The sequence below is a fragment of the Aeromicrobium fastidiosum genome (genome assembly GCF_017876595.1).
Lineage (GTDB): Bacteria > Actinomycetota > Actinomycetes > Propionibacteriales > Nocardioidaceae > Aeromicrobium > Aeromicrobium fastidiosum.
On the sequence record NZ_JAGIOG010000001.1, the window covers coordinates 759294 to 772743 of the forward strand.

Here is a 13450-nt window from a genome sequence, read left to right on the forward strand (position 1 = left end):
GTCACCGCACGGCTAGGCGTCCTCGAACAGGATCTCTCGGCGGGCAAGGGCCCCGTTGCACGAGTTGCACGTGAAGCGGGGCTCGAGCTCGGCACCGCACGCGGAGTGGACGAGCGACAGGCCCGACTGACCATCTGCGGACAGCCACGTGCCGGACCAGCTGTTGATCGTCGCCGTCACGGAGAAGAAGTCGATGCCCTTGGGCGTGAGCCGGTACTCCTGTCGCTTGCCGCCGACCGAGACGGACTCGCGGCTCAGCATGCCCGTGTCGACGAACAGCTCGAGCCGGTGCGTCAGGGTCACCGGCGAGATCTGCAGGTGCGACTGGAACTCACCGAAGCGGCGGCTGCCCATCAGCGCGTCGGACAGGATCATGGTCGACCACCGGTCGCCCAGCACGCCCGAGGCGTCGATCGGCGAGCTCAGGGCGGGCGAGCGGCGAGACCGCCGACTCACGACGTCGAGCAGCAGGCGGTCGTCGACGCTGCCCTTGACGTCACGTGCCGTCAGCCCGATCGCCCCGCAGTGCCCGCAGCCGAAGACGGGGCGGGTCGACTGTCCGCACGTGCGGTGCCGCAGGCGCAGCGACGCATTGGCGTGGTGCGGTCCTGCCCAGGTGCGGTCCCAGGCCCACAGAGCGATCATCACGCGCCACAGGTCGATGCCGGCATCGGTGAGCAGGTACTCGTGCCGCGGCGGGTTGGACTGGTAGGCGCGGGTGTGCAGGATGCCGTCGTCGACGAGGCCGCGCAACCGGCGCGACAAGACCGGATCGGAGATGTTGAGCGAGTCGCGCAGGTCTTGGAAGCGGCGCTGCTCGGTGAAGATCGCGCGGACGAGGCGCACCGTCCACATGTCGCCGAGCAGCACGAGCGCGCGACCGAGCGGGGAGGCGGTCTCGGTCACGACGCTCAGCGTAGTACAGCCGGGCCGGCCGCCCGCAGCACAGCGCATATCCGTTGACAGGTCACTTTTCACGTTGTAGTAATGAAGACGTATTGAGTACCGTGACCGACCCGGAGGAACCCATGTCCCACGACCTGTACGTGCTCGGCGGCGCCCAGACCGACTTCGCCCGCAACTGGGCGAAAGAAGGTCTCGGGCTGCTCGACATGCTCACCGAGGTCCTCCCGGCGACGTTCGCCGACGCCCAGGTGCCGTCGTCGGAGGTGCAGGTCGTCCACGTCGGCAACCTCGCCGGCGAGCTGTTCGCCGGGCAGGCCCAGCTCGGTGGCCTGGTCGCTGCCGCCGACCCCGGGCTGGTGGGCCTGCCATCCACCCGCCACGAGGCCGCCTGCGCGTCGGGCAGCACAGCCCTCGTGGCCGCCGGAGCCGACATCGCATCCGGCCGGTACGACGTCGCCCTGGTCGTCGGTCTCGAGCTGATGCGCAACGTGTCGGCCAAGCAGGCGGCCGACCACCTCGGCACCGCCGCCTGGGCAGGGCGTGAGGCCGTCGACGCCGAGTACGCCTGGCCCGCCCTGTTCGCCGAGGTCGCCGACGAGTACGAGGTCCGCTACGGCCTCGACCACGCCGTGCTCGGCCGCTTCGCCGAGATCGCCTTCGCCAACGGCGCCGACAACCCGCTCGCGCAGGCCCGAGACTGGGCGTTCCCCGCCGGCTCGTTCGCCGAGGACGACGACGTCAACCCGCTCGTCGAGGGCCGTCTCCGCAAGACCGACTGCGGCCGCATCACCGACGGTGCCGCGGCCGTCGTCCTCGCCGGGGCAGACTACGCGGCCGAGTGGGCGGCCGCCCGCGGGCTCGACCTCGAGCAGGTCCCTCGCCTGTCGGGCTTCGGCCACCGCACCGACACGTTGCTGCTGGCCGACAAGCTCGACGCCTCCCGCGGCACCGACCACCTCTTCCCACACCTGCACGGCACGATCCACGACGCCTACCGGCGCGCGGGTCTTTCCGGCATCGACGACGTCGACGTCGTCGAGATGCACGACTGCTTCACCATCACGGGGCTCGTCACGCTCGAGCACCTCGGGCTGGTCGCCGGCGGCAAGGGCGGCGAGGTGGTCCACGACGGCACGATCGAGCGGTCGGGTCGGCTGCCCGTCAACCCCGGCGGGGGGCTGCTGGCCGCCGGGCACCCGGTCGGTGCCACCGGCGTCCGCATGGTGCTCGACGCGACCCGGCAGGTGACCGGACGTGCCGGGGCGACGCAGGTCGACGGTGCCCGGCGGGTGCTGACGGTCAACGTCGGCGGCTCGTTCACGACCGCCGTCGCCTTCGTCGTCGAGACGGGAGCGTGAGCGCGATGGACCTCGACGTCGTCGGACGCATGCTGTCGACCCTTCCCGCCGACGACGACCACCCGTACCGCACGGGGCCCTGGCAACCCCAGACCACGGAGTGGAAGGCCGACGACCTGCAGGTCGTGCAGGGCGAGATCCCATCCGACCTTGACGGCGTATACCTGCGCAACACCGAGAACCCGCTGCATCCCGCGATCCGCAACTACCACCCGTTCGACGGCGACGGCATGGTGCACGTCGTGGGCTTCCGTGACGGCACGGCGTTCTACCGCAACAGCTTCGTGCGCACCGACGGGCTGATGGCTGAGCAGGACGCCGGCAAGAGCCTGTGGGCTGGCCTGGCCGAGCGACCCAGCCAGTCGCTGATGGACCACGGCTGGGGTGCGCGCGGACGCATGAAGGACGCGTCGAGCACCGACGTCGTCGTGCACAACGGCGTGGCGCTCACGTCGTTCTACCAGTGCGGCGACCTCTACCGGGTCGACCCGATGACCACCAGGACCCTGGGCAAGGAGACGTGGGGCGGCGCATTCCCGTTCGACTGGGGTGTGTCGGCGCACCCCAAGATCGACGACGCCACCGGCGAGATGCTGTTCTTCAACTACAGCACCGAGGCGCCCTACATGAACTACGGCGTGGTCGACGCGAACCACGAGCTCGTCCACTACACGCCGGTGCCACTGCCCGGACCGCGGCTGCCGCACGACATGGCCTTCACCGAGAACTACGCGATCCTCAACGACTGCCCACTGTTCTGGGACCCCGAGGGGCTGGCGCAGGGTGCCTATGCCGCACGCTTCCACCGCGACATGCCCATGCGTCTCGGCGTCATCCCGCGCCGCGGCGGCCCCGACGACATCCGCTGGTTCGACTGCGAGTCGACGTTCGTCCTGCACTGGGTCAACGCCTACGAGGACGGCGACGAGATCGTCGTCGACGGCTTCTTCGAGAGCGATCCGTCGCCGGCCGACAACGGCATGGGCGACAAGTGGCAGCGGGCGTTCCGCTTCCTGGCCAACGACCGCATGCAGCCGCGCCTGCACCGGTGGCGCCTGAACATGGTCACAGGCCTGGTCAAGGAGGAGACGCTCACCGACACCATCAGCGAGTTCGGGATGATGAACGGCTCCCACGCGGGTCGGAAGTACCGCTACGCCTACGCCGCCACGAGCAAGCCCGCGTGGTTCCTGTTCGACGGCTTGGTCAAGCACGACACCTGGACGGGTCAGGAGCAGCACTTCCGCTTCGAGGAGAACGTCTACGGCAGCGAGTCCGCGATGGCGCCTCGCGTCGGCAGCACCGCCGAGGACGACGGCTACCTCATCACGCTGACCACCGACATGAACCAGGACGCCTCGTTCTGCGTCGTGTTCGACGCGTCTGACATCACCACGGGCCCGATCTGCACGCTGCGACTCCCCGAGCGCATCTCAAGCGGAACCCACTCGACGTGGGCGGCCGGCACCGACCTGCCACAGTGGGACCAGGCGGACGACCCGGCCACCACCGTCGGGCTGTGACCTACCCGTCGACGCACGCCCGGACGTTCCCCGACAAGGCGGCCGTCGTGATGGCGGGCTCGGGCGAGTCGCTGACGTACCGCGAGCTCGACGAGGGCTCGATGCGCCTGGCCCAGCTGCTCCACGCTGACGGCCTGCGGACCGGCGACCACCTCGCCGTCGTGCTGGGCAACCACCTGCGATTCCTCGAGGTCTACTGGGCGGCGATGCGATCAGGGCTGCACTTCACGCCGGTCAACGCCTACCTGACCGGCGGCGAGGCCCGCTACGTCGTCGAGGACTGCGAGGCGTCGGCACTGGTCGTCGACTCACGTCTCGCGGAGACCGCAGCAGCACTCGCCGACCTGCCGCTGCGCACGCGGCTCAGCGTCGGTGGCACCCTGCCTGGCTACGACGACTACGCGGCCGCGGCCGCCGCCCACCCGGCCGAGCCCCTCGCCGACGAGCCACTCGGCTCACACCTGCTCTACAGCTCGGGCAGCACAGGACGCCCGAAGGCCATCGCCCGGCCGCTCAGCGGCAAGCATGTCGCCGAGGGCAACGAGGCGCTCCGCGTATGGATCAACGACGCCTACGACGTCACGCCCGACACCGTCTGCTTCAGCCCCGCACCGCTCTACCACTCCGCACCCCTCTCGTTCTGCGCCGCGATCTCGTCGATCGGCGGCACGATCGTGCTGATGGAGAAGTTCGAGCCCGCCGCCGCGCTCGAGGCCGTGGCCGGCTTGCGGCCGACGCACGCGCTGATGGTGCCGACCATGTTCATCCGGTTGCTGCGGCTCGACGACACCACGCGGGCCGCCGCCGACGTGGGCTCGCTGCGCTACGTGATCCACGGGGCCAGCCCGTGCCCGGCGTCCATCAAGCGCGCGATGATCGAGTGGTGGGGGCCGGTCATCCATGAGTACTACGCCGGCAGCGAGGACAACGGCTCGACGTTGATCGACTCGCACGAGTGGCTCGAGCGCCCCGGCTCCGTCGGCACCGCGAGCCCCGGCTGCACCATCCACATATGCGACGTCGCGGGACGCGAGCAGCCCGCGGGCATCGATGGTGTCATCTATTTCGAGACGGCCGGCGCCCCGAACGGCACCCCGCACCCCGACCATTCGACCTGGACGACGCTGGGCGATGTCGGGCACCTCGACGACGACGGCTACTTGTTCTTGACCGACCGCACCGACTACATGATCATCTCCGGCGGAGTGAACATCTCACCGCAGGAGATCGAGGACGTCCTCATCGAACACCCCGCAGTGCTCGACGTCGCTGTGTTCGGCATCCCCGACGAGGAGTTCGGGCAGCAGGTCAAGGCTGTGGTGCAGCTGGCCGAGCCGACCGCTGATCACGACCTCGTCACGACCGAGCTGCGCGGCTTCGTCCGCGGACGCCTGGCCCGGCACAAGGTGCCCCGCAGCATCGACGTCATCGACGAGATGCCGCGGTCCCCCGCAGGCAAGCTCTACAAGCGTCAGCTGCGCGACCGCTACCTCAGCGCCCCGTGAACACCGCGGGACGCTTTTCGAAAAAGGCGGCGACGCCCTCGCGGTGATCGTCCGACAGCTGGCACTCCGTCATCGCCTCGACGTGGGCGACGAGGTGCTCGTCGCGCGACAGGGCGCTGGCGGCGTTGAGCAGGCGTTTGGCCCGCGCGATCGCGAACGGCGAGCCGCTCGACACCCGAGCCGCCAGCGCGCGGGCGGCGTCCATCAGGTCGTCCGGTTCGACGACGTCGAGCACGAAGCCGATGCGCTCGGCCTCGGCGGCGTCGATGAACTCGCCCGAGAACACCAGGCTCTTGGCGGTCTGCAGGCCGACGAGCTGCGGCAGCAGCCACGTGCCGGCCCCCGTGTCGGGCACGAGCCCACGCTGCACGAAGATCCACGAGAAGCGGGCCCGCGTCGACGCGATGCGGAAGTCGCACTGCGTCGCCAGCTCGATGCCGAGCCCTGCGGCCGGCCCGTCGACGGCGGCGATGACCGGCTTGGCGGCGTCGTGCAGGAACCAGTGCTGGCCGTCGGTGTGCTGGGTCCGGTCCTCGCCCTTCGTGCCCGGCGCGACGTCGTGCAGCTCGGTGAGGTCTGTACCGGCGCAGAACTGACCCGGCGTGCCGGTCAGCACGATTGCCTTGACCACCGGGTCGGCCTCGGCAGCGTGGGTGGAGTCGCGAATCGCTGCGAGCATCGCGTAGCTCAGCGCGTTGCGCTTCTCCGGCCGGTCGATCGTGATGACGCCCAGCCCGTCCTGCACCTCGTACCGCACGAAGTCGGTCATGCCGGAACCGTAGCGTCGGCGACGAAGCGGACGTCGACGCCGCACAGCCTCAGGCTCTCGCCGACCCGCTCCGGGTCGGCGGCGGCCACGTCGAACGCGACGAGGCCGGTGACGTCGTCCGACGGGACGAACCTCAGCACCGTGTGCTGCAGCGGCAGCGTGGTGGGGTCAGCGAGGGGCATGTCGAGGACCTGCGACCATGTGCGGGCCAGGGCCTCGGGGTCCGGCGACGCGAGGTCGGCCGCCACGACGTCACGAGCGACGTCGGTGCAGGCGGCGTCGAAGATGCGCGGTGCGAAGTGCCAGCTCTCCGGCGGGTCGACCTGGTCGACCTCGGCCAACGTGCCGAGCGTCCTGGGGTGCCACTGCGAGATGCGGTTGCCCTCGAAGTCCTGCGCGAACAGCGGCTCGATGCCCAGGCCGGCGGCGCGGTCGACGACCGCCTGCTGGTCGTCGACCTGCACCACGAGCATGTAGCCGACGGCGCCCCTTCGCTCGACCAGACGCCCGTGGGACGAGTCGGCCGTCAACGGCGCGCACAGCTCGAGGAACGTGTCGCCGAACGACAGCACCTCGTGCTCGAAGCCGAGCTCGGTCATCGACTCGGGGTCGCGCGTCCCGCTCGTGTGGCCGAAGGCGTCGCGACATTGCGTGATCGCCTCGTCGAGGTCGGGGACCAGCAGGACGACCTGGCGGATGCAGGGCAGGGCGGGCATGGGCTTCTCCTAGTGCGACGGGACGGGGTGCGCCGGCTGGGCCAGCAGGATGCGCAGCTCGCGCTTGAGGATCTTGCCGATCGCGTTGCGCGGAAGCGCCTCGACGACCTCGAGCCGCTCCGGCCACTTGAACGTAGCTACCTGCTGGTCTCGCAGGCGGGCGACGAGCTGGTCGAGCGTTGGCGCGTCGGCGGGGTCGCGCGGCACCACGAACAGGCACACCCGCTCGCCGAGCCGCGCATCGGGCATCGCGACGGCTGCCACCTCGGCCACGCGGTCGTCGGCGATCACGAGGGCCTCGACCTCGGCGGCCGAGATCTTGAAGCCGCCGCGGATGATCAGGTCCTTCGCCCGGTCGACGTGCATCAGGTACGACGGGCTGTCGGCACTGATCTCGAAGACGTCGCCGGTGCAGAACCAGCCGTCGGCGTCGAACCCGTGGCGGCCCCGGTCCCAGTAGCCGGCGAAGATCGTCGGGCCCTTCAGCCGCAGCTCGCCGGCCCGGCCGGGCGTGGTGACCTCGTCGCCGTCGTCGAGGCTCACGAGCCGCGCCTGCATCGCGTGCGCCACGTCCACCCGGTACGGCATGCCCTCGACCCCGTACCGCGGGAAGAGACGACCGCGGTCGGACGGCTCGGGGACGGTCTCCGGGTCGCCGAACAGCACCCCGCCCTCGTTGGACCCGAACAGGTTGAGCACCTCGACTCCGTGGTCGCGCTCCCACCGGGCGATCATCCAGCCCGAGAGCGGCGCGGACCCGGACCCGACCGCTCGCAGCGTCGATAGGTCGTGCTGCTCGAAGGCCGTGTCGTCGGCGACGAGGGTGTCGAGCACCAGGGGCGGCGCACACGTGTAGGTGACCCGCTCGCTCTCGATCTGTCCGACGAAGACGTCGAGGTCGAACGGGTGGTGCTGCGCCAGCGTCGCCCCGAGGGTGATCCACGGAATGAACATGCCGGCCAGACCGCCGCCGTTGACCATCGGGAACGGGTTGAGCAGCACGTCGTCGGGGCCCAGCCTCGGCGCCTGGCTGCACGCCGCGCCCAGCACCTCCCAGTCGCCGTAGGCCCGCGGGACGCCCTTCGGCGTTCCCTCGGTGCCGGACGTCCACACCAGGGTCACGCAGTCGTTGGAGCCGAGGTCGAGCGATGCGAGGTGCTCGACCAGCGCCGGCGAATCGGCACCCGCCTGGGCGACCCGCGCGTCCAACGGCTGCGCCCCGTCGACCACGTCCGGCCCGAAGGCCAGCACCGTCCGCAGCGTCGGCACGTCGCCGCACAGTCCGACCGCGTCGGCCGCGAGCGGACGGCCGACGGCCTGCGTGGCCGTCACGAGCACTTCGGCACCGGCCGCGGTGGTCATGCCGCTCAGCTCGTGCCGCCGGTACTGCACCGGGAACGGCGTCACGATCGCGCCCAGCCGGGCCACGGCGAGCAGCACCAGCGGCAGCTCGACGCAGTTCGGCAGCTGCACGCCCACGACGACGTCGCGCCGGACCCCGTGGTCGAACAGCACGCGCGAGATGCGGTCGACCTGGTCGCCGACCTCCTCCCACGTGAGCCGGCGAGGCTCGCCGGCCATGAAGGAGGAACGGTTGGGCGCGTCGGCCAACGAGAGCCGGTGGCCTATGGCGCTGCGGTGGCCGGCCAGGAGGTCGGACCAGGTCGTGCCGGTCCACCACCCGTCGGCTCGGAAGCTCTCGGCGACCTCTTCTGGGAACAGATGCACGCGGCTCATCGTAGATCAGTCACCTCAAAACTACTAGATAGCAAGTGACTGTTCATTTGACGTGCTTCCCGGCACAATGGTCACCTCGCAGCACATGTGAGCCCCACACGCGCATCGTCCAGGCCAGGAGTGTTCTTGAATCTCTTCAGCAAAGATAGTGGCGTCTCGTCCGTGGTGCGCACCGAGCGCGCCGGCGGCGTCGCGACCATCACGCTGCACCGTCCGGCACGACGCAACGCCTGGACCGTCGAGATGCAAGCCGGCTACTACGACGCCCTCGCGGCGGCGGCGGCCGATCCCGACGTGCGCGTCGTCGTGGTCACGGGCGCGGGCGGCTCGTTCTGCCCGGGCGCCGACACCCTGGCTCTCGACACGTACTCGCAGACCGGCACGACTAATCCGCTCGCCGCAGCCATCGAGCAGCCCGAGTGGTTCCCGAGCACCGTGCCCAAGCCTATGATCGCCGCCGTCGAGGGGCCGTGCGCCGGCATCGGCCTGGTGCAGGCCCTGATGTGCGACATCCGGGTCGTCGCGCCCACCGCCCGCTTGTCGACCGCCTTCGTCCGGCGGGGACTGCCGGCCATGCACGGCGGGGAGTGGCTGCTCGAGCGCATCGCCGGCGCGGCCACTGCCCACGAGCTGCTGTTGACCGGACGCACCTTCGACGGCACCGAGGCCGTGCGGCTTGGCGTCGCCCACGAGGCCACCGACGACCCCCTCGCCCGCGCCCTCGAGCTGGCCCGCGACATGTCCGAGAGCTGCTCGCCCACGTCGATGGCCCACGTCAAGGAACGGCTCTGGACCAGCCGCAGCCGCACCCTCGACGAGACCGTCGTCGAGGTCGACGCGGTGCTCGACGACTTCTTGTCGTCCGACGACTTCCGCGAGGGCGTCGCCAGCTTCGTCGAGAGACGCGCCCCGCGCTTCCGCGGACTCTCCCACCCGCTCTAGACCCTCTCGAAGGACACGATGACCACCCCCTTGAGCCAGCCGCTCCGCCTGCCCGTCGTGGCGGCACCCATGTTCCTGATCTCCGGCACCGACCTCGTCGTCGCGGCGTGCACGTCGGGCGTGGTCGGGTCGTTCCCGGCACCGAACTGCCGCACCACCGACGAGCTCGACCGCTGGATGGGCACCATCACCGACGCGCTGCGCGGGGCGGCCGAGGCCGACCCGGACGCCGTCATCGCGCCATGGGCCCTGAACCTCGTCACTCACAGCACCAATGCACGGCTGGCCGACGACCTCGCCCTCGTCGCCGAGCACCGGCCGCCCATTGTCATCACCGCTCTCGGCTCACCCGCGCCGGTCATGGACGTGGTCAAGGGTTACGGCGGCATCGTTGTGGCCGACGTCGTGAACCTCAAGCTCGCCCACAAGGCCGCGAACCTGGGCGTCGACGGCCTGGCCTGCGTGTCGAGCGGAGCGGGCGGGCACACCGGTCACCTGTCGCCGTTCGCCTTCGTGTCGGCGGTGCGCGAGTTCTTCGACGGCATCGTCACGGTCGGCGGCGGCATCAGCGACGGCTACGGCGTCGCGGGCGCGATCGCGTCCGGCGCCGACCTGGTCTACATGGGCACGCGCTTCCTGCCGACGACCGAGAGCATGGCGCCCGAGGCCTACAAGCAGATGGTCGTCGACCACGGGCCCGACGACCTGGTCGTCAGCTCCGGCGTCACCGGTACCGACGCCTCGTGGCTGCGTCCGAGCCTGGTCGCCAACGGCTTCGACCCCGACCGCATGGCGGCCCCGGCCGAGCGCAACTACGACTCGACGTCGCCCACCAAGAAGTGGAAGGACATCTGGGCCGCGGGGCAGGGGCTGCAGACCATCCGCGAGATCGAGCCTGTCCGTGCCGTCGTCGACCGGCTCGAGCGAGAGTACCGTGCGGCGGGCGACCGATTCGCCGCCCTTACCCCGGGAGCACCATGACCTACGAGACACTCGTCCTCACCGTCGCCGACCGCATCGCGACGATCGAGCTGAACCGCCCCGAGCACCTCAACTCGATCACCAGCCAGATGGTCGACGAGCTGGTCGCGGTCTTCGCGCAGACCAACGACGACCCCGACGTCCGTGTTGTCGTCGTGACCGGTCGAGGCAAGGCCTATTGCGCCGGTGCCGACCTGTCGGGCGGATCCGGCTCGCTCGACGCCGAGGAGCGCGGCTGGGCCGAGGAGATCGACGAGTTTCGCGACGGCGGGGGCCTGATCACCCTCAACATCTTCGCGTCGACCAAGCCCGTCATCGCCGCTGTCAACGGCGTCGCAGCCGGCCTCGGCGCCACGATGCTGCTGCCGATGGACTTCATCATGGCGGCCGAGTCGGCCCGCTTCGGCTTCGTCTTCGCCAAGCGCGGCATCGTGCCCGAGGCGTGCTCGACGTGGTTCCTTCCCAAGAAGGTCGGGCTATCGAAGGCCGCCGAGTGGTTCTACACCGGACGCATGGTCTCGTCGGCGGAGGCGCTGGACGCCGGCCTGGTGCGCAGCGTCCACCCCGACGACGAGCTGTTGCCGGCGGCCTACGCCCTGGCGCGCGAGATCGTCGACAACACCTCGCCCGTCGCAGTCGGCATGATCCGCCAGATGCTGTGGCGCTTCGCCAGCTCCGACCACCCCATGGACGCCCACCGCGTCGACTCGCGGCTCAACTACGAGCTCGGCACGACCCCAGACGTCGTCGAGGGCATCACGTCGTTCCTCGAGAAGCGTCCGCCCCGGTTCCCCGGCACACTCCCCGCGGACGCCCCCGCGTCGTACCCCTGGTGGAGCGAGCCGACGTTCTGACCGCTCGCCTCGCCGTCAGTGGCCGAAGTCGTCGGTGATGCCCATGCCAGCGAGCAGCGTCGGACGGTCGTAGTACTCGAGCCACTCGGTGATCTTGCCGTCGTCCATGCGCAAGATGCCGACGACCGGCACCTCGCCGTGGTGGCCGTCGAAGTCGAAGTCGTCGACCCGCTCGACGAACACGCGTCCGTCGATGATGCCGAGGGCCTTGACGTGCAGCGTGATCCGCTCGGCCTTGCTGCCGAGGATGGCCATCCGCTCGGCGATCGCGGCCCGGCCGACGACCGGCTCCTGCATGACGCTGTGCAGCACGCCGTCGTCGGCGAACAGGTCGACGACGGCGTCCCAGTCCATCGTGTCCCAGGCCTCGAACATGCGCCGGGACAGGTCGAGCTTCTGGTCGTCGGTCATGGTGCTCATGCGGTGGCTCCTTCGTGGGTGGTCAGGCGCAGCTCGCGCTTGAGGATCTTGCCGACGGGGTTGCGCGGCATCTGGTCGAGGACCTGCAGGCGCTCGGGCAGCTTGAACGACGCGATCTTCTTGCCGCGCAGGAACTCGACGAGCTCGTCGAGCGTCAGGCTCGTGCCCGGCGCGAGGGTGACGATCGCGGCGATGCGCTCGCCCAGCACCTCGTCGGGGTCGCCGATGACGGCGACGTCGACCACGGCGGGGTGGTCGCCGATGAGCCCTTCGAGCTCGACGGGAGCGATGTTCATGCCGCCGCGGATGATGAGGTCCTTGGCCCGGTCGAGGTAGTGCAGGTACTGGTTCTTGTCGCCGGCGATCTCGAACAGGTCACCGGTCTTGAGGTACCCCTGCTCGTCGAAGGGGCTCGGACGTCGCTCGCCGTGCAGGTAGCCGGCGAACACCGACGGCCCGGTGATGTAGAGCTCACCGCTGCGTCCTGGCTCCTCGATGTCCTCGCCGGTGACGACGTCGACCAGGCGCACCCGCATCCAGTCGGCGATGCGTCCCGACCACGTGACGCCGGGGGTGCCGTATCGCGGGAAGTACTGGGCTCGCTCGTCGGGATCAGGGAAGTCCTCGGGGCTCGACAGCAGACCGATGCCCTCGTTGGAGCCGAAGAAGTTGATCACGCCGATGCCGAACTTCTCCTGCCACCCGCGCACCATCACAGGCTGCAGCGGCACCGAGCCCGAGCCCACTCGGGTGAGGCTGGTGAGGTCGGTCTTGGCGAGCAGCGCCTCGTTGTGCAGCAGCGTCCACAGCAGCGCGGGCGGCGCGACGGTGTAGGTGACCTTCTCGTCGGTGATCTGCGCGAGGAACGTCGGCAGGTCGAACGGGTGGTGCTGCACGAGCACGGAACCGCTGCGCAGCCAGGGAAGGAACATGCCGTTGATGCCGGCCATGTTGACCATCGGGAACGGGTTGAGCAACACGTCGTCGTGCGTGATGGCGGGCAGCTCGACGGTCGCCCAGCTGACGGCGATCCAGTCGTAGTGGCACCGCGGGACGCCCTTGGGCTCGCTCTCGGTGCCGGACGTCCAGCAGATCGTCAGGCAGTCGTTGGGGTCGTTGGGGTCGGCGGCCATCTGGGCGGTGACGCGGTCGCGCTGCTCGGCGGTGGCCGGCGCGGGCGCGAGGTGCAGCACGCCGTCGGGCAGCCCGCCGGCGGCCTCCTCGTCCGGCCCGTAGGCGATCAGGTGCCTCAGCGACGGCAGGCGGTCGAGCGCGTCGTGCACGTCGCCGATCGGCGAGCGTCCGCCGAACGTGGGGACGGTGACGAAGGCCGCGAACTCGGCCTGGTTGGCCATGCCGACGATCTCGTTCTCGCGGTACTGCATCGGCAGGGGCGAGATGACGATGCCGACCATCCAGGCCGCGACGTACATCTCGGCGAGCTCGATCGCGTTGGGCATCTGGACACCCAGCACGTCGCCGCGGCGCAGGCCAAGCTCGAGCAGCCGACCAGCCAACGCCGTCGCCTCGGCGTCGACCTCGCTCCAGGTCAGTCGTCGGGGGGCGCTGCCGGTGAGGGCCTGACGGTTGGCCGGGTCGACGATCGCCAGCTCGTCACCGCGCGTGGCGACCTGGTGCGCGAAAAGCTGGTCGACCGTCTCGTCCGTCCACCAGCCCCTCGACGTGTAGTCCTCGACCTTGTCGGCCGGATGCAGCCCGCGGGTACTTGCCATCTCGTG

General features: G+C 70.1%; 12 protein-coding genes. 6 read left to right on the plus strand and 6 right to left on the minus strand.

Features of this window, described 5'->3' with window-relative positions:
- Positions 1-12 precede the first annotated feature (12 nt).
- Positions 13-906, minus strand: coding sequence for a winged helix-turn-helix transcriptional regulator (locus JOF40_RS03740; RefSeq protein ID WP_246152720.1), 894 nt, complete (start codon positions 904-906; stop codon positions 13-15).
- Between the two features lie 122 nt (positions 907-1028).
- On the opposite strand from JOF40_RS03740, the gene JOF40_RS03745 reads away from it, so the two are divergent.
- From JOF40_RS03745 to JOF40_RS03755, 3 genes are read left to right on the plus strand one after another with little or no spacing between them, the layout of a single operon-like run.
- Positions 1029-2264, plus strand: coding sequence for an acetyl-CoA acetyltransferase (locus JOF40_RS03745; protein ID WP_129180228.1), 1236 nt, complete (start codon positions 1029-1031; stop codon positions 2262-2264).
- A gap of 5 nt (positions 2265-2269) precedes the next feature.
- A complete protein-coding gene (locus JOF40_RS03750) occupies positions 2270-3787 on the plus strand; it encodes a carotenoid oxygenase family protein (RefSeq protein WP_129181878.1) in 1518 nt (505 codons plus the stop codon).
- Entirely contained in the window at positions 3784-5292 is a 1509-nt protein-coding gene (locus JOF40_RS03755; RefSeq protein ID WP_129180230.1) for an AMP-binding protein, read from the plus strand. The genes JOF40_RS03750 and JOF40_RS03755 overlap by 4 nt, the downstream gene beginning before the upstream one ends.
- Here JOF40_RS03755 and JOF40_RS03760 read toward each other — a convergent pair.
- Genes JOF40_RS03760 through JOF40_RS03770 form a run of 3 tightly spaced genes read right to left on the minus strand, consistent with a single transcriptional unit; the run spans position 5279 to position 8505 of the window.
- Positions 5279-6061: an enoyl-CoA hydratase/isomerase family protein gene (locus JOF40_RS03760; RefSeq protein ID WP_129180232.1), complete on the minus strand. Its 783-nt coding sequence runs from the start codon at positions 6059-6061 to the stop codon at positions 5279-5281. The genes JOF40_RS03755 and JOF40_RS03760 overlap by 14 nt on opposite strands.
- Positions 6058-6777: a VOC family protein gene (locus JOF40_RS03765; protein WP_129180234.1), complete on the minus strand. Its 720-nt coding sequence runs from the start codon at positions 6775-6777 to the stop codon at positions 6058-6060. The genes JOF40_RS03760 and JOF40_RS03765 overlap by 4 nt, the downstream gene beginning before the upstream one ends.
- A 9-nt stretch (positions 6778-6786) precedes the next feature.
- A complete protein-coding gene (locus JOF40_RS03770) occupies positions 6787-8505 on the minus strand; it encodes an AMP-binding protein (protein WP_129180236.1) in 1719 nt (572 codons plus the stop codon).
- Between the two features lie 135 nt (positions 8506-8640).
- Between JOF40_RS03770 and JOF40_RS03775 the strand changes: the two genes are divergently transcribed.
- The 3 genes from JOF40_RS03775 to JOF40_RS03785 are packed head-to-tail and all read left to right on the plus strand — an operon-like array spanning position 8641 to position 11291.
- The gene (locus JOF40_RS03775; RefSeq protein WP_188111664.1) at positions 8641-9456 is read left to right on the plus strand and encodes an enoyl-CoA hydratase-related protein; all 816 of its coding nucleotides are present in this window, start codon (positions 8641-8643) and stop codon (positions 9454-9456) included.
- A gap of 18 nt (positions 9457-9474) precedes the next feature.
- Positions 9475-10437, plus strand: coding sequence for an NAD(P)H-dependent flavin oxidoreductase (locus tag JOF40_RS03780; protein ID WP_129180240.1), 963 nt, complete (start codon positions 9475-9477; stop codon positions 10435-10437).
- Positions 10434-11291, plus strand: a complete 858-nt coding sequence (locus JOF40_RS03785; RefSeq protein ID WP_129180243.1) for an enoyl-CoA hydratase-related protein — start codon at positions 10434-10436, stop codon at positions 11289-11291. The genes JOF40_RS03780 and JOF40_RS03785 overlap by 4 nt, the downstream gene beginning before the upstream one ends.
- Before the next feature lie 15 nt (positions 11292-11306).
- Here the strand turns inward: JOF40_RS03785 and JOF40_RS03790 are convergent, their stop codons facing one another.
- Positions 11307-11711 carry a nuclear transport factor 2 family protein gene (locus JOF40_RS03790; protein ID WP_129180245.1) on the minus strand — a complete coding sequence of 135 codons (405 nt, stop codon included), beginning with the start codon at positions 11709-11711 and terminating at the stop codon, positions 11307-11309.
- Positions 11708-13444, minus strand: a complete 1737-nt coding sequence (locus tag JOF40_RS03795) for a class I adenylate-forming enzyme family protein (protein WP_129180247.1) — start codon at positions 13442-13444, stop codon at positions 11708-11710. Before JOF40_RS03795 ends, JOF40_RS03790 begins: the two co-directional genes overlap by 4 nt.
- Between the last annotated feature and the right edge of the window lie 6 nt (positions 13445-13450).

Excerpts from the sequence above, each read along its gene's own strand:
- JOF40_RS03790 (WP_129180245.1), bottom strand. The coding sequence starts at position 11,711 with ATGAGCACCATGACCGACGACCAGAAGCTCGACCTGTCCCGGCGCATG.
- JOF40_RS03765 (WP_129180234.1), bottom strand. The coding sequence starts at position 6,777 with ATGCCCGCCCTGCCCTGCATCCGCCAGGTCGTCCTGCTGGTCCCCGAC.
- JOF40_RS03745 (WP_129180228.1), top strand. The coding sequence starts at position 1,029 with ATGTCCCACGACCTGTACGTGCTCGGCGGCGCCCAGACCGACTTCGCC.
- JOF40_RS03780 (WP_129180240.1), top strand. The coding sequence starts at position 9,475 with ATGACCACCCCCTTGAGCCAGCCGCTCCGCCTGCCCGTCGTGGCGGCA.
- JOF40_RS03795 (WP_129180247.1), bottom strand. The coding sequence starts at position 13,444 with ATGGCAAGTACCCGCGGGCTGCATCCGGCCGACAAGGTCGAGGACTAC.
- JOF40_RS03750 (WP_129181878.1), top strand. The coding sequence starts at position 2,270 with ATGGACCTCGACGTCGTCGGACGCATGCTGTCGACCCTTCCCGCCGAC.
- JOF40_RS03760 (WP_129180232.1), bottom strand. The coding sequence starts at position 6,061 with ATGACCGACTTCGTGCGGTACGAGGTGCAGGACGGGCTGGGCGTCATC.
- JOF40_RS03785 (WP_129180243.1), top strand. The coding sequence starts at position 10,434 with ATGACCTACGAGACACTCGTCCTCACCGTCGCCGACCGCATCGCGACG.